The sequence below is a fragment of the Geomonas diazotrophica genome (assembly GCF_019063885.1).
Classification (GTDB): domain Bacteria; phylum Desulfobacterota; class Desulfuromonadia; order Geobacterales; family Geobacteraceae; genus Geomonas; species Geomonas diazotrophica.
Window position 1 is genome coordinate 1,637,879 of the sequence record NZ_CP077684.1, and the last position, 17,812, is coordinate 1,655,690.

The 17,812-nt window shown below is 63.0% G+C and carries 12 protein-coding genes; 11 read left to right on the plus strand and 1 reads right to left on the minus strand.

Annotation, left to right across the window (positions count from 1 at the left end; all coding sequences use genetic code 11):
• Nucleotides 1-54: 54 nt before the first annotated feature.
• Nucleotides 55-2,172 (minus strand): lytic transglycosylase domain-containing protein, encoded by a 2,118-nt coding sequence (locus KP003_RS07190; RefSeq protein WP_216498202.1) that lies wholly within the window; start codon nucleotides 2,170-2,172, stop codon nucleotides 55-57.
• 464 nt (nucleotides 2,173-2,636) lie between these two features.
• Here KP003_RS07190 and rnr point away from each other — a divergent pair, with 464 nt between their 5' ends.
• The 11 genes from rnr to KP003_RS07245 all read left to right on the plus strand — a co-directional run bounded on the left by rnr (nucleotide 2,637) and on the right by KP003_RS07245 (nucleotide 17,802).
• Nucleotides 2,637-4,850 (plus strand): ribonuclease R, encoded by a 2,214-nt coding sequence (rnr, locus tag KP003_RS07195; RefSeq protein ID WP_217300538.1) that lies wholly within the window; start codon nucleotides 2,637-2,639, stop codon nucleotides 4,848-4,850.
• An 81-nt stretch (nucleotides 4,851-4,931) separates the two neighbouring features.
• Nucleotides 4,932-5,780, plus strand: a complete 849-nt coding sequence (tatC, locus tag KP003_RS07200; protein ID WP_216498199.1) for a twin-arginine translocase subunit TatC — start codon at nucleotides 4,932-4,934, stop codon at nucleotides 5,778-5,780.
• 15 nt (nucleotides 5,781-5,795) lie between these two features.
• Nucleotides 5,796-6,791 (plus strand): bifunctional riboflavin kinase/FAD synthetase, encoded by a 996-nt coding sequence (locus KP003_RS07205; protein ID WP_216498198.1) that lies wholly within the window; start codon nucleotides 5,796-5,798, stop codon nucleotides 6,789-6,791.
• Nucleotides 6,792-6,820: 29 nt separating this feature from the next.
• Nucleotides 6,821-7,846 (plus strand): lysylphosphatidylglycerol synthase transmembrane domain-containing protein, encoded by a 1,026-nt coding sequence (locus KP003_RS07210; protein ID WP_216791278.1) that lies wholly within the window; start codon nucleotides 6,821-6,823, stop codon nucleotides 7,844-7,846.
• Entirely contained in the window at nucleotides 7,836-9,692 is a 1,857-nt protein-coding gene (locus tag KP003_RS07215; RefSeq protein ID WP_217300539.1) for a glycosyltransferase family 117 protein, read from the plus strand. The genes KP003_RS07210 and KP003_RS07215 overlap by 11 nt, the downstream gene beginning before the upstream one ends.
• Nucleotides 9,692-10,552, plus strand: a complete 861-nt coding sequence (locus KP003_RS07220; protein ID WP_216791281.1) for a shikimate dehydrogenase — start codon at nucleotides 9,692-9,694, stop codon at nucleotides 10,550-10,552. Before KP003_RS07215 ends, KP003_RS07220 begins: the two co-directional genes overlap by 1 nt.
• Nucleotides 10,553-10,618: 66 nt before the next feature.
• Nucleotides 10,619-12,325 carry a type IV-A pilus assembly ATPase PilB gene (pilB, locus tag KP003_RS07225; protein ID WP_216498191.1) on the plus strand — a complete coding sequence of 569 codons (1,707 nt, stop codon included), beginning with the start codon at nucleotides 10,619-10,621 and terminating at the stop codon, nucleotides 12,323-12,325.
• 31 nt (nucleotides 12,326-12,356) lie between these two features.
• Complete coding sequence (locus KP003_RS07230; RefSeq protein ID WP_216498190.1) at nucleotides 12,357-13,454, plus strand: type IV pilus twitching motility protein PilT; 1,098 nt, start codon at nucleotides 12,357-12,359, stop codon at nucleotides 13,452-13,454.
• Between the two features lie 40 nt (nucleotides 13,455-13,494).
• Nucleotides 13,495-14,718, plus strand: a complete 1,224-nt coding sequence (locus tag KP003_RS07235; protein WP_216498189.1) for a type II secretion system F family protein — start codon at nucleotides 13,495-13,497, stop codon at nucleotides 14,716-14,718.
• Between the two features lie 4 nt (nucleotides 14,719-14,722).
• A complete protein-coding gene (locus tag KP003_RS07240) occupies nucleotides 14,723-16,348 on the plus strand; it encodes a two-component system sensor histidine kinase NtrB (RefSeq protein ID WP_216498188.1) in 1,626 nt (541 codons plus the stop codon).
• Between the two features lie 80 nt (nucleotides 16,349-16,428).
• On the plus strand, nucleotides 16,429-17,802 hold the full coding sequence (locus tag KP003_RS07245) for a sigma-54-dependent transcriptional regulator (RefSeq protein ID WP_216498187.1): 1,374 nt from the start codon (nucleotides 16,429-16,431) through the stop codon (nucleotides 17,800-17,802).
• The last annotated feature ends 10 nt before the right edge of the window (nucleotides 17,803-17,812 follow it).

The window sequence follows — 17,812 nt, forward strand, 5'->3', positions numbered from 1 at the left end:
CTTTTGATACCCACCTTGCGTGGCACTACCTGCCACCCTTCATTATTGTCCAGCCTAGCGCATGGCAATCTTTTGCCGACTGCTCCCCTGATTTTCCCTCGGCGCCACCTTCTGCTGGGGGGGCTGTTTGAAAGGGGGGAGGCGATACAGTCTCTGGTACATCTGCATGCTGCTCACCACTTTCTTCACGTATTCGCGTGTTTCCCTGAAGGGGATGCTTTCCACGAACTCGTCCTCGGGAAGGTCGCCGTAGCCTTTCTGCCAGCGCTTCACGTTCCCCGAGCCCGCGTTGTAGGCAGCGACGGCCAGGGTGAGGTTCCTGCCGTACAGCTCAAGCAGGTCCTTCAGATGCTGCGTCCCCAGCTTGATGTTCAGGTCGGGGGTGGTGAGCCGCTTGGAATCACCCTTGGACATCGCCTCGGCGGTGGAGGGCATGATCTGCATCAGGCCGACGGCGCCCACGGGCGAGAGGGCGGCCGGGAAATAGTTGCTCTCGGTACGCATCACCGCGTACACCAGGCTCTCCGGGACCGCGTGCGCCGCCGCATTCTTGGCGACATCGTCGCGGAAGGCGAGCGGGTAGGTCACGCCGAGGAGGGTGGCGCTGTCCTTGTCGCCGCGCCTGGGCTTTTCGTTGGCCATGGTATGGTAGGCGCCGTTGTAGTTGCCCATCTCCAGGTACAGCCTGGCGATCCCAGCCGGGTTCTTCCCCTTCTTGGAAAGAGAAAGTTCGCGGGCGGCCTCCTCGTAGAGCCCAAGGGTGATCAGCGCCTTTTCGCGCTCGAAGCCGGACGGCAGGGGGAGCAGCTCCGCCATGTTCTTCGGGGGCTGCGGCAGCGCGTCTCCCGCTTGGAACTGGTTGCTGATCAACGCATAGTATCCGGTCGGGAATTCTGAGGCCAGGGCGGTCAATGCCGCTTGCGCCCCTTTGTCGTCGCCGGTCAGGGTGAGAGTCTTCGCCAGCCAGTACAGGGCCTTGTCTCGGAGGTCCTCCCGCTCGGCCAGCTTCCTGAACTGTGCGGCCGCCTCCTGGTAGTCACGGGCCTGGTAGCTGCACCAGGCGGCCTCCCACACGACGTTGCCGTTTTTCTGGCTGGGCGCCATGACAAGGTACTTCTTGAACAGCGGCACCGCCTCGCTCCAGAGTCTTTGGAAGCGTTTCAGGTAGGCGGCCTCGAGCATCGCCTCCTGGGCCACGACGCCCCCCTTGGGGTCCTGGGCCAGCTTCAGGAAGAGCTGGAAGGCCTCGTCGCCCTTGCCCGATTTGTCCAAGGTCCGCGCCAGCCAGAGATCGGCCTCGGCGTTTGCCGGTAACGAGCTGAAGGTGCTTTGGGCCTGCTGGTACCGCTTCGACTTGTACAGTGCCTGCCCCTTCTTGAACTTCACCTTGCGGACGAACTCCTCGCTTTCGCCGCTCAACGGAATCTCGGCCAGGGCCTCCGCCGCCTTCAGGTGGCGACCCAGGTCGTAGAGGGTGCCGGCACGCTTGAAGAGCTCGGCGCCGCTGTAGGGTTCGGCCTTGATGCCCGCCGCAGCGAGGTTCTGAAGCTCGATCGCTGCCTTGTCGGCGTAGGGGGAGGCGGGGTAGACCAGGTAGATGTTGCGCAGCACGGCCGCGGCAGCTGTTGTGTCGCCGAGCTTCATCCTGCAGAGTGCGGAACCGAAGATGGCCGAGATGGAGTCGTTGCCGGAGGGGTAGCGCTCGACGAAGGTGGCGTAGCTTTGCTGCGCTTCTTTGGGGTAGCCTGCCGCGGCAAGGGTGTCGGCGTAGAGGATCAGGGCCTGGCGAGCCAGGCGGCTGTCGGCGTGCTCCTTGAGCAGTTTGTACAGGGGGGGGAGAGCCTGGTCGTGGCGCTGCAGTTTGGAAAGTGCGAGCCCCTGGTAATAGAGCGCGTAATCGGCCAGCAGCGGGTATCCCTCGGCTGCGGCGGGGAGCTGCGCTGCTGCCTCTTCCCACTGTTCCATCTTGGCGGCGGCCATCCCGGCCATGAAGGAGCGAAGCGCCGGGTCGTTGATGGAAAGGGCGGCCTCGCGGGCGCCACGGAAATCCTTGACTTGCATGCGCTGGGCTGCTGCGCTGAGCGAGACGTCGGGCTTGTTGAGGTTGACGGCTGAGGCGGGAAGGGTGGCGTACAACACGATCGCTGCTGCTGCAATGGTACGGCAAAACATGGCTACTCCCTGTCGTTGCAAAGGCTAACCCCGTATTTGTACCGAACCGGAGCGCAAAAGGCAATTCAAAAGCAACCGTTGCAATGCATGATCTTCCGGTAATCCCCTCTCCCCGGGTCAATCCCACTCCAGTCCCTCTCCCGCTGGGGTAGTCCCTTTCCCCGGGTTAGTCCCTCTCCCCTTGGGAGAGGGTGCCCGGAGGGCGGGTGAGGGGTCGTGCCGGCTGCTGTCATGTCGCCCCTGGCGGCTCCCTCACCCTGCCCCTCTCCCGACGGGAGAGGGGATGTGGACCCCGGTAATCCCTCTCCCCACGCGAGAGGGGATGTGGACCCGCTTGGCGGAATACTCTGTCTTCAGGGAAGTAATTGATTCATTGCTTTTCCCGCCTCTCCTTGACTTTCTATCGACCCTTCTGCATTATCCAACGATGTTGATATCACTATTGTTCCCGAAAAGGTTCTTCTATGCGCAAAGGTAAAGACGCGATCCTGAGGCTGCTCGACAAGGGGGAGCCGGTACCCTACCGGCAGATGCTCAAGGCCCTCAACGTATCCCGGCACGAGCGGGGGCGCCTGGACGACATGCTCGATTACCTGGTCGAGACCGGGGAGATCGCCAAGCTTCCCGGCCGCATCTACACCGTGGCCGGTGCCGGTGACACCCTGCGCGGCAAGCTTTCCACCCACCGGGACGGCTACGGCTTCGTCATGCCCGTGGATGGCGGCGAGGACCTCTTCGTCCCGGCGCGCTACCTCTCGGAATACATGAACGGGGACATCGTCGAGGCGCAGGTCGTGTCGACCAGGCGCGACGGCAAGAGGGAAGGGCGCATTTCGGCGCTCGTGCAGCGCGGCGTCACCGAGATCGTCGGGCGCTTCGAGGCGGTCGGCAAGGCGGGGCGGGTGATCCCGGACGATCCAAAGCTCGGGCGCGACCTGTTCGTCACCCCTGGCCCGTCCGGCGGCGCCTCCAAGGCGAAGGACGGCCAGATCGTTCTGGCCCAGATCACCTCGTACCCTTCGGGTGCCCGTCCCCTCGAGGGGCGCATCGTCGAGGTCTTGGGCGAGGCCAACGACCCGGAGGTGGAAGCCCTCACCGTGATCAAGAAGTACGAACTCCCCCACGTCTTCGACGAGAAGGTGATGGCCGAGGCGGAAAATCAGCCCCAGGAGGTGACCGAGGAGGCGCGGCAGGGACGCGTCGACCTGCGCGACCGGCTGACGGTTACCATAGACGGCGAGACCGCGCGCGACTTCGACGACGCGGTTTCCGTTGCGCGCGAGGGGGACAAGATCCGGCTCTGGGTCTCCATCGCCGACGTGTCGCACTACGTCGCCGAAGGCTCTCGACTGGATACCGAGGCATACCTGCGCGGGACCTCGGTCTATTTCCCGGACCGCTGCATCCCCATGCTCCCCGAACAGCTCTCCAACGGCATCTGCTCGCTTAACCCCCAGGTGGAGCGCCTCACCATGACCGCCGAGATGCTCTTCGACTCGGCCGGGGCCCGGGTGGACCAGAAGTTCTACACCAGCGTGATCAAGAGCGCGGCGCGGCTCACCTATACCACGGTGAAGAAGATACTGGTGGACCAGGACGCCGAGGCGATCGAGGCGAACCGGCACCTGGTCGCCGATCTCAAGGTGATGGAGGAGCTGTCGCTCCGGCTTAACGCGGTGCGGGCGGGGAGGGGGAGCATCGACTTCGACCTCCCGGAACCGCAGATCATTCTGGACCTGCAGGGGGAGACCACGGCCATCGTGCGCGCGGAGAGGAACCTCGCGCATCGGATCATCGAGGAGTTCATGCTTGCGGCCAACGAGGCCGTCGCGCACTTCCTCGAGTCGACGCCGGTCCCCTCGCTGTACCGGGTGCACGAGAACCCCGACCCGGTCAAGCTGCAGGACCTCTCCGAGTTCGTCTTCGGCTTCGGTTACACCCTCGCGGTGCTGGACGAGAAGGTGAACCCGGCCGCCCTGCAGAAGCTGCTGGCCGAGGTGGCGGGAAAACCGGAGGAGCGGCTCATCAACGAGGTGCTTTTGCGCTGCATGAAGCAGGCCCGCTACAGCGCCGAGAATCTCGGCCACTTCGGCCTGGCCGCCTCGTCCTACACCCATTTCACCTCCCCCATAAGGCGCTACCCGGACCTCGTGGTGCACCGCATCCTCAAGCGGGTGCTCTCCGGGAAGATGAAGGGGGTGGACAAGGACCGCCTGGAGGCGCGACTCCCGGAGACAGCCCTGCACACCAGCAAGCGGGAGCGCGTCGCCATGGAGGCGGAGCGCGAGATGGTCGACCTGAAGAAGATGCAGTTCATGCGCGACAAGATCGGGGAGGAGTACGACGGCTACATCACCGGCGTCGCCCCCTTCGGCCTCTTCGTCGAACTCGTCGATCTCTTCGTCGAGGGGATGGTCCCGGTCGCCACGCTCCCCCAGGACTATTACGTGCACCTTGAGAAGAGCCATGCCCTGGTGGGGGAACGAAGCCGGGCCATGTACCGCATCGCCGACAAGATCAGGGTGAAGGTGGCCGCGGTTAACGAGCCGCGCAAGCAGGTGGAATTCGCGCTGGTCGGCACCCTGGAAAAGCGTCCCATCGAGCCGATCGCCGACGTGCGCAACGCCTACCAGCGCATCCCGATCAAGGGTAAACGCCCCAAATCCAGACGGCGCTGAAAGCTGTTGCGCTGCCTTTCTTCGCTGTGGTATAGAATTAGTTTGGCTCTACCCCGGCATTAATTAGGAGAAACGCGTTTTATGGTTGAAGAAAAGGTACTGCCGTTCATGGAGCACCTGGTTGAACTCAGGAAGCGGCTTATCGTCTGCGTGTTCGCCATTATCATAGGTATGGGGGTCGCCTGGAACTTTTCCACCGACCTATTGAAGTTCGTGGAGCAGCCGCTCACCGGCAAGACCTACCTGTCCGACATCAAGAAATCCCTCTACGAAAAGGTGAAGCAGAGCTACCCTGAGGCGTACCAGCGCATGAAGCTGGGCGAGGAGCACCCGGTCGCGGAAAAGCCTCGCATGCTGAACTACAGCGCGCCGCTGGAGCCGTTCTTCGTGCAGTGCAAGATCTCCATGCTGGCCGGCCTGGTCATCGTGCTCCCGGTCCTCTTCCACCAGTTATGGCTCTTCGTGGCGCCGGGGTTGACGCGCAAGGAGCGGCGGCTGGTGGTTCCCTTCGTAACCACGGCCTCCCTCGCCTTCTGCACCGGGGCGATGTTCTTTTTGATCATCATCTGGCCGGTGATCATCAACTTCTCTCTCTCCTACGAGGCGAGCGGGCTGCAAAGCTGGTACAACATCTCCGCCTACATCAACTTCTGTCTGCGCCTGATCCTCATGTTCGGGCTCATCTTCGAGCTGCCGATCCTCGCGCTTCTTTTGGCCCGCTTCGGCATCGTCAACTACCGGATGCTCGCCACCCGCAGGAAATACGCGCTTCTGGCCAGCGCCATCGTCGCCGCCTTCCATGCGGACCTGGTGACCATGTTCGTCATCATGATCCCGCTCTATCTCATGTACGAGATCAGCATCTGGGTCGCACTCCTTTTCGGGAAGAAGAAGGTTCCCAAGGCGGACGTCGAGCCGGTCGAGGCCTGAGGATCGAAGCCGTTCATGGTCATTTTTAAAAACGTTTCCGACATAAAGGGAAAACTGCGCCGCCCGGTGGTGACCATCGGCAACTTCGACGGCGTGCATCTCGGGCATCGCGAGATCTTTCGCAGGGTGAGGGAGCTCGCCCGCGAGATCGGCGGCGTCTCCGTGGTGATCACCTTCGTGCCGCACCCCCTGAAGGTGGTGGCGGCCCACAGGGAGGTGCGCCTCATCACCACCAGCAGGGAGAAGGAGGCTCTCATCGAGGGCTCAGGTATCGACTACCTGCTGGAGATCCCGTTCGACAAGGCCTTCGCCTCGATACCCGCGGCCGAGTTCGTGCAACGGGTCCTGGTCGACGCTATCGGCCTGGAACGGCTGGTTATCGGCTACGACTACGCCTTCGGGCGGGGCAGGGAAGGGGACGTGGGACTTCTGAGGGAACTCGGGACGCGCTTTGGCTACAGCGTCGAGGAACTGCAGCCCATCTCCGACGGCTCCACGGTCTACAGTTCCACCGGGGTGCGCAGGCTGGTGAGTGCCGGCGACGTCTCTGGCGCCTCGCTCCTTTTGGGGCGGCACTTCTCGGTGACCGGAAAGGTGGTGCACGGCCACGAGCGCGGGCGCAGCCTGGGCTTTCCCACCGCCAACATCGAGACCGAGAAGGACCTGATCCCGTCGGTCGGTGTCTACGCGGTCAAGGTCTGCCTGGGAGACCGGCTCCTAGACGGCGCCTGCAACGTCGGCCCGAACCCGACCTTCGGCAACGACCGCCTCTCCATCGAGGTGTTCCTGCTCGATTTCGACGGGGACCTGTATGAGCGAGAGATCACGCTGTTCTTCATCGAGCGGCTGCGCGGCGAGAAGAGGTTTGCCAGCCTCGACGAACTGAAAACCGCCATCGCGGCCGACGTGGAGCGTTGCCGCGAGATACTCCGGGAGGCCCGGCCGGTGGCGTCGGAGAGCGGCGGCGACTGGGACTGCATCGCCCGGCCGAGCGCGGGCACCCCGCAATAACCGGCAAGACCCGGAGACAGGAGCCAGATATGTTCACAGGAAAACTAGATAAAAAGCTCTTGCTCGGCCTCGCCATCAGCGCACTCTGCCTCTTCTTCCTCTTCCGGAAGATCGATTTCCACAAGATGGCCGAGGCCTTTGCCGGGCTGGAGTACGCCTACCTGGTGCCGGCGCTGCTACTCACCTTCGTCAGCTACTACCTGCGCGCCGTGCGCTGGAAATTCCTGCTGCTCCCCATCAAGAAAACCGGCATGGGCAACCTGTTCACGTCCACCCTGATCGGCTACATGGCCAACAACCTGTTGCCGGCGCGGCTGGGGGAGCTCGTGCGCGCCTACTCCCTGGGAAACAAGGAAGGGATCGGCACCAGCGCCGTCTTCGCCTCCCTGGTCCTGGAACGGCTCTGCGACGGCTTCACCGTCCTTTTGGTCCTTCTGGTCACCTTCTTCACCATCAAACTTCCGGCCGGGATGGAAGGGATCCAGCGCGGGCTGGTCACCGGCGGCTACGTCACCTTCGCCCTGTACCTGGCCGTGCTCACCTTTCTCTTCCTGCTCAGGCGGCACACGGAGTTCACCCTCGGTCTGATCGCGCGCCTTTTGCGCCCGGTCGCGCCGCGCCTTGGGGAGAAGATGGAGGCCGTGCTTTGCTCCTTCATCTCCGGCATCCGCTTGCCCGGCGACGTCCGCGGGGTGGTCGGCATCCTGGTCAGCTCGCTTTTGGTCTGGTTCACCGCCATCTGGCCGGTGGACCTGATGCTGCGCGCCTTCGGCGTCTTCCTCCCGGCGACGGCGTCCATGTTCATCATGGTGTTCCTCGTCTTCGCGGTCATGGTGCCGGCCTCCCCGGGGTTCATCGGGACCTATCACCTTGCCTGCGTCACCGCCCTGTCGGCCTTTCAGATCGGGAGCGAGCGTGCCTTGAGCATAGCCATCGTCCTCCACGCCATGGGCTTTTTCCCGGTCACCGTCGCCGGACTCTGCTGCCTTTGGCGGGACAAGCTTTCCATCAGGAACGTCGAAAATACCTCCCAGGAGCAACTGCGTGAACAATAACGGAATCCTCGGCAGGCTGGACCACTTCGCCATCCTGTCCTTCAGCATCCCCTTGTTCATCTACCTTTTGACACTCGCCCCCACGGTGACCTTCTTCGACAGCGGCGAGTTCCTGACCGCCATCGCGTCCCTCGGCGCCGCGCACTCCCCGGGGTACCCGCTGTTCATCAACTACGCCAAGCCCTTCACTTTCCTCCCCATCGGCAGCATCGCCTTCAGGATAAACTTCGCCACCGCGGTCTCGGCGGGCCTTGCCTGCTACGGTGTCTACCTGCTCACCGTCAAGTTCCTGGAGGGGGAGGATACCTCGTGGGGAGTGAGGTTCCGGGAGCTGACGGTGAAGCTCTCGGCCTTGGCCGCGGCCGTCACCTTCGCCTTTACCGCGAGGCTTTGGCTGCAGTCCAACCACGACAAGCCGTACCCGCTGCTCGCCTTCATATGTGCGGTTGTCTTCTACCTGATGCTTTTGTGGCGGGAGAGCTTTCTCGCCGGAGACGAACGCCCCGCCTACGTCTACCTCGGGGCCTTTCTCTGCGGGCTCGGTGCGGGGGCGCACCAGATCATGGTGCTGATGATCCCCACCTACGCCTTTTTGCTCTGGTCCGCGGACCACCGCGTCATCCTGCGCTTCAAGGAGTTCTTCATCGCCTTCGCCTTTGGCGTGCTCGGCTTCGGCATCCACCTGCACCTGGTGGTACGCGCCTTCCAGCACCCGGTTCTCAACTGGGGCGACTCCAAGAACCTCGAGCAGTTCCTCTGGAACATACTGCGCAAGGGGTACCCGAACGAGAAGCCCAACCGGGACCTCGGCCTGCTCTGGTCGCAGCTGAACGCCTTCAACATACCCTTCGAGTTCACCGCGGCTGGGATGGCGCTTTTGATCATCGGCCTGGCGGTCTTCTTCTCCAAGAAGCGCGAGCTTGTGCTTGGCTACCTGATCGCCCTCGGCTCCTTCCTGGTGGTGATCGTCGGCTGCTTCAACACCCCGGGGGAGATGATCTTCCTGACCGAGGAATTCTTCACGCCGCTGTACCTCCTCTCCGCCGTCTTCATCGGGGTAGGGCTGTTCACCCTCTTGAAGGAGGCGGCCCAGCGCCTCCCCGACTCGGTGCCGCTGCGCGTCGGGCTCATCGCGCTTCTTTTCTCGTTGCCGGGCACCATCTTCGCCCGCAACTTCGTGGAGAACGACCAGCACGACAACTACATCGCCTTCGACTACGCCAGCAACACGCTCCGATCGCTGCCGCAGAACGCGGTGATGTACACCTGGGGCGATTCCGGCGCGTTCCCTCTCTGGTACCTGCAGGGTGTGGAGCGGATGCGCGAGGATCTCGACCTGCCGCACACCCCGCACCTGGTGTTCGACTGGTACCTGGACAGCATGCCGCGCCTGTTCAAGAACACCCAGCTGCGCCAGGTCCCGATGGAGCAGCGCTCCCCTAACAACACGCTCATCATGTCGGTCATGGAGCAGTCCGGCCGCCGCCCCGTCTACGTGGACTTCTCCACCAAGTACTCGATCAACTTCAGCAACTTCGTCCTGCACCAGCGCGGCATCACCTTCCGGCTGGACAGCCCGAACGTGCCGCAGTCCCCCCCCGACCTGGACGCCTGGCCCATGTACTCCCTGCGCGGCGTCCTTGGCGACCACGACATGTTCTTCCGCGACCTCGACACCGGCAAGGCGATCCTGATCTACGCCGCCGCCCTCATCGAGTCCGGGGAGATGCGCCTGAAGATGGGGCAGAGGGAATCCGGCATCCGCGACCTCAAGACCGCGGCGGCCATCTCGCCCGAGAACAGGCCGCAGATCGACGACCTGCTGAAGGCGAGCGGGGTGCAGTGATGGCGATCACGGGAAAGACCACGGTAACCGGGATCATCGGCTGGCCGGTGTCCCATTCGCTCTCGCCGGTGCTCCACAACGCGGCGTTCCAGGCGCTCGGCCTGGACTGGATCTACGTTCCCTTCCCGGTTGCGCCCGAGCGTCTCGCCGCAGGTGTTGCCGGGCTGAAGTCGGTTGGCGTGGCCGGGTTCAGCGTCACCATCCCCCACAAGGTGGCCATCATCCCGCTCCTCGACCAGGTCACCCCCGAGGCCGAGCTGATCGGCGCGGTCAACACGGTGGTCGCGCGCGACGGTAGCCTTACCGGGTACAACACCGACGGCATCGGCCTGATCGCCGCCCTTCGCGAGAAGCTCTCCTTCGAACCCGCCGGTAAGAACATCCTCGTACTCGGCGCGGGGGGGGCGGCCCGCAGCGCCGTGGTTTCGCTTGCCCTCGCCGGGGCCGCCGGCGTCACCGTCGCCAACCGCTCTCCCGACTCGGCCGCCGCGCTGGTGCAACTGGTCGCCGCACGCCTGACGCAGACCGAGTTCGCGACCCGGGGGCTCGGGCTTCTCTCCGATCCGGGCTTCATGGGATCCTTCGACCTGGTGGTCAACACCACCTCGGTGGGGATGGCGGGGGACTCCTTCCCCGGCCTCGCGCTTTCCTCACTAAAGTCGGGGGGGTGTATTTACGATATGGTCTATGCGCCTCCGGTCACCCCGCTGCTCGCCCAGGCCTGCTCGCTCGGCATTCCCTGCGCCAACGGCTTCGCGATGCTGGTGGCACAGGGGGAGGCTGCCTTCAGAATCTGGACCGGGGCCACGCCACCCAAGGGGTGCATGGAAAGCGCTCTGACCGCGGTTCTTCAGGTTTGAGCAATTCCTTGACATTAAGGCAAATACAAAATACCATTCACAGGTTATTAACCCCCTGAGGTAGCTATGCACGTAAGCAGACTGGGTGAACTGCTGGTCACAAACAACCTGATCACCAAGGAACAGTTGAAGCAGGCGCTCGTGGAACAAAAGGCTGCGGGTGGCCAATTGCGTCTTGGCTCCATTTTGGTTCGGGATGGTCTGATCAACGAGGCGGATCTCACCTCTTTTCTCTCCAAACAGTACGGTGTTCCGACCATCAATCTTGCCGACTATGAGGTCGATGCGGCCGTCGTAAAGATCATTCCCGCAGAGACAGCCCACAAGTACCAGATCGTGCCGGTGAACCGGGCAGGTTCCACGCTCATCATCGCCATGAGCGACCCCAGTAACATCTTCGCCATCGACGACATCAAGTTCATGACCGGCTACAACGTCGAAGTGGTCGTGGTCGCCGAGAGTTCCATCAAGGCAGCCATCGACAGGTTCTACGACCAGAGCGCCTCGCTCGCCGACGTCATGAGCGACCTGGAGATGGAGGACCTGGAGGTCATCGGGGACGAAGAGGACATCGACGTCAGCTCCCTGGAGCGCGCCACCGAGGACGCCCCGGTCGTCAAGCTGGTGAACCTCATCCTCACCGACGCCATCAAGAAGAAGGCCTCGGATATCCACATCGAACCCTACGAGAAGTACTTCCGGGTCCGCTACCGCATCGACGGCGTCCTCTACGAGGTGATGAAGCCCCCCCTGAAGCTGAAAAACGCCATCACCTCCCGCATCAAGATCATGAGCGAGCTGGACATCGCGGAAAGGCGCCTGCCGCAGGACGGCCGCATCAAGATCAAGCTGGGTGGCGGCAAGGACATGGACTTCCGCGTCTCGGTGCTCCCCACCCTGTTCGGGGAAAAGATCGTTCTACGTCTTTTGGACAAGAGCAACCTGCAGCTGGACATGACCAAGCTTGGGTACGAGCCCGAGGCGTTGTCGCACTTCCAGCGGGAGATCCACAAGCCTTTCGGCATGGTGCTGGTTACTGGCCCTACCGGCAGCGGCAAGACGGTTTCCCTTTACTCCGCGCTCTCGGAGCTGAACAAGGTCACCGAGAACATCTCCACCGCCGAGGACCCGGTCGAGTTCAACTTCGCCGGCATCAACCAGGTGCAGATGCACGAAGACATCGGCCTGAACTTCGCCGCCGCCCTGCGCGCCTTCCTGCGCCAGGACCCGGACGTCATCATGATCGGCGAGATCCGCGACTTCGAGACCGCCGAGATCGGCGTCAAGGCGGCCCTCACCGGCCACCTGGTGCTCTCGACCCTGCACACAAACGACGCCCCCTCCACCATCAACCGTCTGCTCAACATGGGCATCGAGCCGTTCCTGGTCGCCTCCGCGGTGAACCTGATCACCGCCCAGCGCCTGGCGCGCCGCGTCTGCGGCGAATGCAAGGTGGTCGAGGAAGTGCCGGTGCAGGCCCTGATCGACGCCGGCCTCCCGGCCGAGCAGGCCCCGTCCGTGGTCTGCTACCGCGGCACCGGCTGTCCCAAGTGCAACGGCACCGGGTACAAGGGGAGGGTGGGCTTTTACCAGGTCATGCCGATGCTGGAGCCGATCCGGGAGCTGATCCTAAACGGCGCCAACACCGCCGAGATCAAGCGGGAGTCGATGCGCCTCGGGGTCAAGACCATGCGCCAGTCAGGCCTCACCAAGCTCATCGAAGGCGTAACTTCATTCGAGGAAGTCCTGAGGGTCACGGTGGCCGATGACTGACCCCACGAAAGACTAAGCAGACGAGGTATTCATGATCAACTTTCATCAAATGCTCAAGGAACTGGTGGAGAGGGGCGGCTCAGACCTGCACATCACCACCAATACCTCGCCGCAGATCCGCATCGACGGTAAACTCACCCCGATGGACGTCCCGCCGCTCACCGCGATCGAGACCAAACAGCTCTGCTACAGCATCCTGACCGACGCACAAAAGCACAGGTTCGAAGAGGAAAACGAGCTGGACCTCTCCTTCGGCGTGAAGGGGCTGTCCCGTTTCAGGGGAAACATCTTCGTCCAGCGCGGCGCCGTGGCCGGTGTCTTCAGGGTCATCCCGTACAAGATCCTCACCTTCGAGGAGCTGGGACTCCCGCCGGTGGTCAACCTCCTGTGCGACAAGCCGCGCGGCCTGATCCTCGTCACCGGGCCTACCGGCTCCGGCAAGTCGACCACGCTCGCCTCGATGATCGATCACATAAACGTGAACCGCCACGACCACATCGTCACCGTCGAGGACCCGATCGAGTACCTGCACCCGCACAAGGGTTGCATCGTGAACCAGCGCGAGGTGGGAGCCGACACCAAGAGCTTCAAGCACGCGCTTAAGTACGTGCTGCGCCAGGACCCCGACGTGGTCCTTATCGGCGAGCTGCGCGACCTGGAGACCATCGAGGCGGCGCTGACCCTGGCCGAGACCGGTCACCTCTGCTTCGCCACGCTACACACCAACTCCTGCGCCCAGACCATCAACAGGATCATCGACGTCTTCCCTCCCTACCAGCAGACCCAGGTGAGGACCCAGCTCTCCTTCGTGCTGGAGGGGGTCATGTCCCAGACCCTGATCCCCAGGGCCACCGGCTCGGGGCGCGCTCTGGCGCTGGAGGTGATGGTACCGAACCCCGCCATCAGGAACCTGATCCGCGAGGACAAGGTGCACCAGATCTACTCCCAGATGCAGGTGGGCCAGGAGAAGTTCGGGATGCAGACCATGAACCAGTGCCTGATGAGCCTTTTGTCCCGTCGTCTCATCACCGTGGACGACGCCCTCGGCCGCTCATCCGAGCCCGACGAACTGAAGCAGATGCTCGCCCCCGGTTCGGGCTCGCAGATGAGGCGCCCGCCGCAACGATAGCAGCAGCCAGACCCGGCCAGCGCCGGGAAAGGAGTAATAGATGGCAAAATTTGATTGGGAAGCAAGAAGCAAGGCGGGGAGCGTCCAAAAGGGCGTGATGGAAGCCGCCAGCGCCGGCATGGTGGAGGCGCAGCTCAAGAAATACGGATTCTCCGGGATCACCGTGAAGGAGCAGGGGAAGGGGCTCTCTATGGAGCTCAAGATCCCGGGACTCGGCGGACCCAAGAAGATCGAGACCAAGGACCTGGTCGTCTTCACCCGCCAGTTCGCCACCATGATCGATTCGGGTCTGCCGCTGGTGCAATGCCTGGACATCCTTTCCAACCAGCAGGAGAACAAGACCTTCAAGGAGATCCTGGTTAAGGTCAAGGAGAGCGTCGAGAGCGGCTCGACCTTCGCCGACGCGCTCTCGAAGCATCCCAAGGCCTTCGACCAGCTCTACGTCAACCTGGTGGCCGCAGGCGAGGTGGGGGGTATCCTCGACACAATCCTGGCAAGACTCGCCGCCTACATCGAGAAGGCGATGAAGCTCAAGAAGCAGGTGAAGGGGGCCATGGTCTACCCGATCACCATCATGTCCATCGCCGTCATCGTCGTGGGCGTCATCCTCATCTTCGTCATCCCGACCTTCGCGAAGATGTTCCAGGACTTCGGCGGCGACCTCCCCGCGCCGACCAAGTTCGTCATCGCGCTCTCCAACTTCCTGGTCAAGTACATCGTCGTGATCATCGCCGTCATGTTCGGCATCAAGTACGCCATCGGGAAGTACTACGATACCGCCAACGGCAGGAAGGTCATCGACGCCTTCGCCCTCAAGGCCCCCATCGCGGGTCCCCTGATCCGCAAGGTCTCCGTCGCCAAGTTCACCCGTACCCTTGGGACCATGATCAGCTCGGGCGTTCCCATCATGGACGGCCTGGAGATCGTCGCCAAGACCGCGGGGAACAAGGTGGTCGAGGAGGCGATCTACAACGTGCGCCAGTCGATCTCCGAGGGGAAGACCATAGCCGAGCCGCTCGGGGAATGCGGTGTATTCCCTCCCATGGTGGTGCAGATGATCTCCGTCGGCGAGGCGACCGGTGCCATGGACGCCATGCTGAACAAGATCGCGGACTTCTACGACGACGAGGTCGACGACGCCGTCGGTGCCCTGACCTCGATGATGGAACCGCTTTTGATGGTGTTCCTGGGAACCACGGTGGGCGGGCTCGTCGTCGCCATGTACCTGCCGATCTTCAAACTGGCTGGCGCAGTCAGCGGTTAGCTGGATGATCGAAAAGAAGAAGGTCTTCTGGTTCATACTGCTGAGACTGCTGGTGGTAACCCTCTTCCTGGTTACCACCGTTTATCTTGACGTACACACCTATGACGTAAGTGGCGAGGTCGCCGGCAAAGTACTGATCCGGCTGATCGGCGCCACTTACCTTTTCTCGCTGCTTTCCCTGGCGGTGCTGCGCAGGGCGTCCCCCCGGACGGTGCGCACCCTGACCTACCTCCAGATCGTCTGGGACCTGATCCTGGTCACGGTGCTGATCCTGGTCTCGGGCGGGGTGACTTCCCACTACGCCTTTCTCTACTTCCTGTCGATCATCGCCGCCAGCGCGCTTTTGGCCCGTTCCCAGGCCTACTACACGGCGTCCCTGTGTGTCATCCTGTACGGCGCGATCCTGGATTTCCAGTACTACGGCAAGTTGGCACCGCTAGGGCTCTCCCCCTACCCGGCACAGCAGTGGGGGGCCGAGTACCTTTTCTACCTGATCTTTGTGCACTGCGCCTCCTTCTTCCTGACCGCGTTCCTGGCCGGGCACCTTGCGGAGCGCGCCCGCGTCTCGGAAAGCGCGCTCAAGGAGAAGGCGATCGACTACGAGGAGCTGGAGCGCCTGAACTCCTGCATCGTCTCGACCATCGACAGCGGCCTTCTCACCATCAACACCTCCGGCAGGATCCGCGTCTTCAACCGCTACGCCGAGACCCTGACCGGGGTGTCCCAGCAGGACGCCTACGACCGCCCCCTGGCCGAGGTGCTGCCAGGCTGCGCCGCTTTCGCTCCGACCTTCTTCGAGTCGGGACAGGGGGAATTCCCGCACAAGGGGCCCGACGGCAAGGAGCTGCTCCTGTCGTTTAAGTCCGTTCCGCTTTTGGACAAGGACGGGGCCGTCGCCGGGGCGATCTTCGACCTGCACGACCTGACCGAGATGAAGCGGATGGCCGCCGAACTGAAGCGCGCGGACCGCCTCGCCGCGGTCGGTGAGCTCTCTGCGCGCATGGCCCACGAGATCCGCAACCCGTTGGCCGCGATCAGCGGGTCGGTGCAACTGGTGGCGCTCAGGCCCTGGGTGGACGAGAAGGACGAGCGGCTTTTTTCCATCATCCTGAGGGAGACCGACCGGCTGGACGGTCTTTTGCGCGACTTCCTCTTTTACGCCAAGCCCAACCAGCCCACCAAGGTAGCGCTCAACCTGCATCGGGTGATCGGCGATCTCTGCGCGCTGCTTGCCACCGATCCCAGACTGGAAGGGGTCGGGGTCGACAACCGGCTCCCCGACGACCTGGTGGTGCAGTTCGACAAGGACCAGTGCACCCAGGTGTTCTGGAACCTCCTGGTGAACGCCGCGGAGGCCATCACCGGCGACGGCCGCATCTGCGTCGACGGCGCCCTCATCAAAGCAAACGGCGGCCTCAACGAGGTGCGCATAAGCATCAGGGACAACGGTTCCGGGATGAGCCAGGAAGACGTGAAGCGGGTGTTCGAGCCTTTCTTCACCACCAAGAAGGGGGGCACAGGGCTTGGGCTCGCAACGGTCTACCGCATCGTGGAAACCAACGGCGGCAGGATGTCCATCAACAGCGCCCTGGGGAAAGGGACCACGATCACCCTGTACCTGCCTGCTTAAAGGGCAGGGGGGGGCGCCGGTTCCGCAGCGAAAGGTGCTGCTTCAATTTTTAGTGAGATCAGTTCAGCGAGGTTTTTTAGATGCGTGCCAGGATTTTGGTTGTCGATGATGAGCTGAGCATGCGGGAGTTCCTGGCCATCCTCCTGGATGGCGAGGGGTACCTGGTGGACCAGGCGGAAAGCGCGGAGCACGCGCTCGCCTGCATGGCCGACCAGCACTACGACATGGTGATCTCCGACGTGAGCATGCCGGGACTTGGGGGGATCGACCTGCTCACCCGGATCAAGGCCGACTCCCCGGACACGGCGGTCCTGCTGATCACCGCCTTTACCACTGCCGAACAGGCGGTGGAGGCGATGAAGCTTGGGGCCTACGACTACATCGGCAAGCCCTTCAAGGTGGAAGAGGTTAAGGTGCTGGTCCGCAAGGCGCTCGAGAAGCGGAGCCTGGTCCAGGAGAACAAGCGCCTGAAGGCCGAGGTGCAGGAGCGCTTCGGCTTCAGCGGGCTGATCGGCAAGAGCAAGCAGATGCGCGAGGTCTACGACCTGATCGCCAAGGTCGCGGACAGCATGGCCAACGTCCTCATCACCGGCGAGAGCGGCACCGGCAAGGAACTCGCCGCCCGCGCCATCCACTACAACAGCCCGCGCCGCAACGCCCGCTTCGAAGCGGTGAACTGCGGGGCGATCCCCGAGACCCTGATCGAGAGCGAGCTCTTCGGGCACATGAAGGGGGCCTTTACCGGCGCCATCACGGACCGCCCCGGTCTCTTCGAGCAGGCGGAAGGGGGTACGCTCTTCCTCGACGAGATCGGCGAAGTGCCGCTGCAACTGCAGGCGAAGCTTTTGCGCGTGCTGCAGGAACGCGAGTTCAGGCGGGTGGGGGGGGGGAGCGCCTTGAAGGCCGATGTCCGGATCGTCGCCGCCTCCAACAGAAACCTGGAGGAGCAGGTGCGCGAGGGGACCTTCCGGGAAGACCTCTTCTACCGTCTCAACGTGGTGGAGGTCCGGATGCCGTCGCTTCGCGAGCGGAGCGAGGACATCCCTCTGCTCATCGAGCATTTCTACAAGAAGTACGCGATCTGGTCCGGAACCGGCGATATCGTGACCCCCGACGCGCTGCTGGCGCTCTTCAACTACCCCTTCCCGGGAAACGTGCGCGAGCTTGAGAACCTGGTGGAGCGCTGCGTGGTCCTGGGAAGCCGAGTCATCACCGCCGAGTGCCTGCCGCCCAGCGTGCGCAACTACCATATCCCCAGCGTCGACGCCGAGGAGGTCTCGATTCCTGCGGACGGCATGGACCTGCAGGGGTATCTCGACAACCTGGAGCAGCGCCTGCTGGTGCAGGCCCTCGAGCGCAGCGGCGGGGTGAAAAAACGAGCGGCGGCCCTTCTGGGCATGACTTTCAGATCTTTCCGGTACCGTTTGGCGAAGTTTGGCATGGAAGATGATTGAAACGTGCCAG

What these genes read in the sequence shown, in the direction of transcription:
- KP003_RS07220 (WP_216791281.1), top strand. Translation starts at nt 9,692, where the DNA reads ATGGCGATCACGGGAAAGACCACGGTAACCGGGATCATCGGCTGGCCG.
- KP003_RS07210 (WP_216791278.1), top strand. Translation starts at nt 6,821, where the DNA reads ATGTTCACAGGAAAACTAGATAAAAAGCTCTTGCTCGGCCTCGCCATC.
- KP003_RS07235 (WP_216498189.1), top strand. Translation starts at nt 13,495, where the DNA reads ATGGCAAAATTTGATTGGGAAGCAAGAAGCAAGGCGGGGAGCGTCCAA.
- rnr (WP_217300538.1), top strand. Translation starts at nt 2,637, where the DNA reads ATGCGCAAAGGTAAAGACGCGATCCTGAGGCTGCTCGACAAGGGGGAG.
- tatC (WP_216498199.1), top strand. Translation starts at nt 4,932, where the DNA reads ATGGTTGAAGAAAAGGTACTGCCGTTCATGGAGCACCTGGTTGAACTC.
- pilB (WP_216498191.1), top strand. Translation starts at nt 10,619, where the DNA reads ATGCACGTAAGCAGACTGGGTGAACTGCTGGTCACAAACAACCTGATC.
- KP003_RS07230 (WP_216498190.1), top strand. Translation starts at nt 12,357, where the DNA reads ATGATCAACTTTCATCAAATGCTCAAGGAACTGGTGGAGAGGGGCGGC.
- KP003_RS07190 (WP_216498202.1), bottom strand. Translation starts at nt 2,172, where the DNA reads ATGTTTTGCCGTACCATTGCAGCAGCAGCGATCGTGTTGTACGCCACC.
- KP003_RS07205 (WP_216498198.1), top strand. Translation starts at nt 5,796, where the DNA reads ATGGTCATTTTTAAAAACGTTTCCGACATAAAGGGAAAACTGCGCCGC.
- KP003_RS07240 (WP_216498188.1), top strand. Translation starts at nt 14,723, where the DNA reads ATGATCGAAAAGAAGAAGGTCTTCTGGTTCATACTGCTGAGACTGCTG.
- KP003_RS07245 (WP_216498187.1), top strand. Translation starts at nt 16,429, where the DNA reads ATGCGTGCCAGGATTTTGGTTGTCGATGATGAGCTGAGCATGCGGGAG.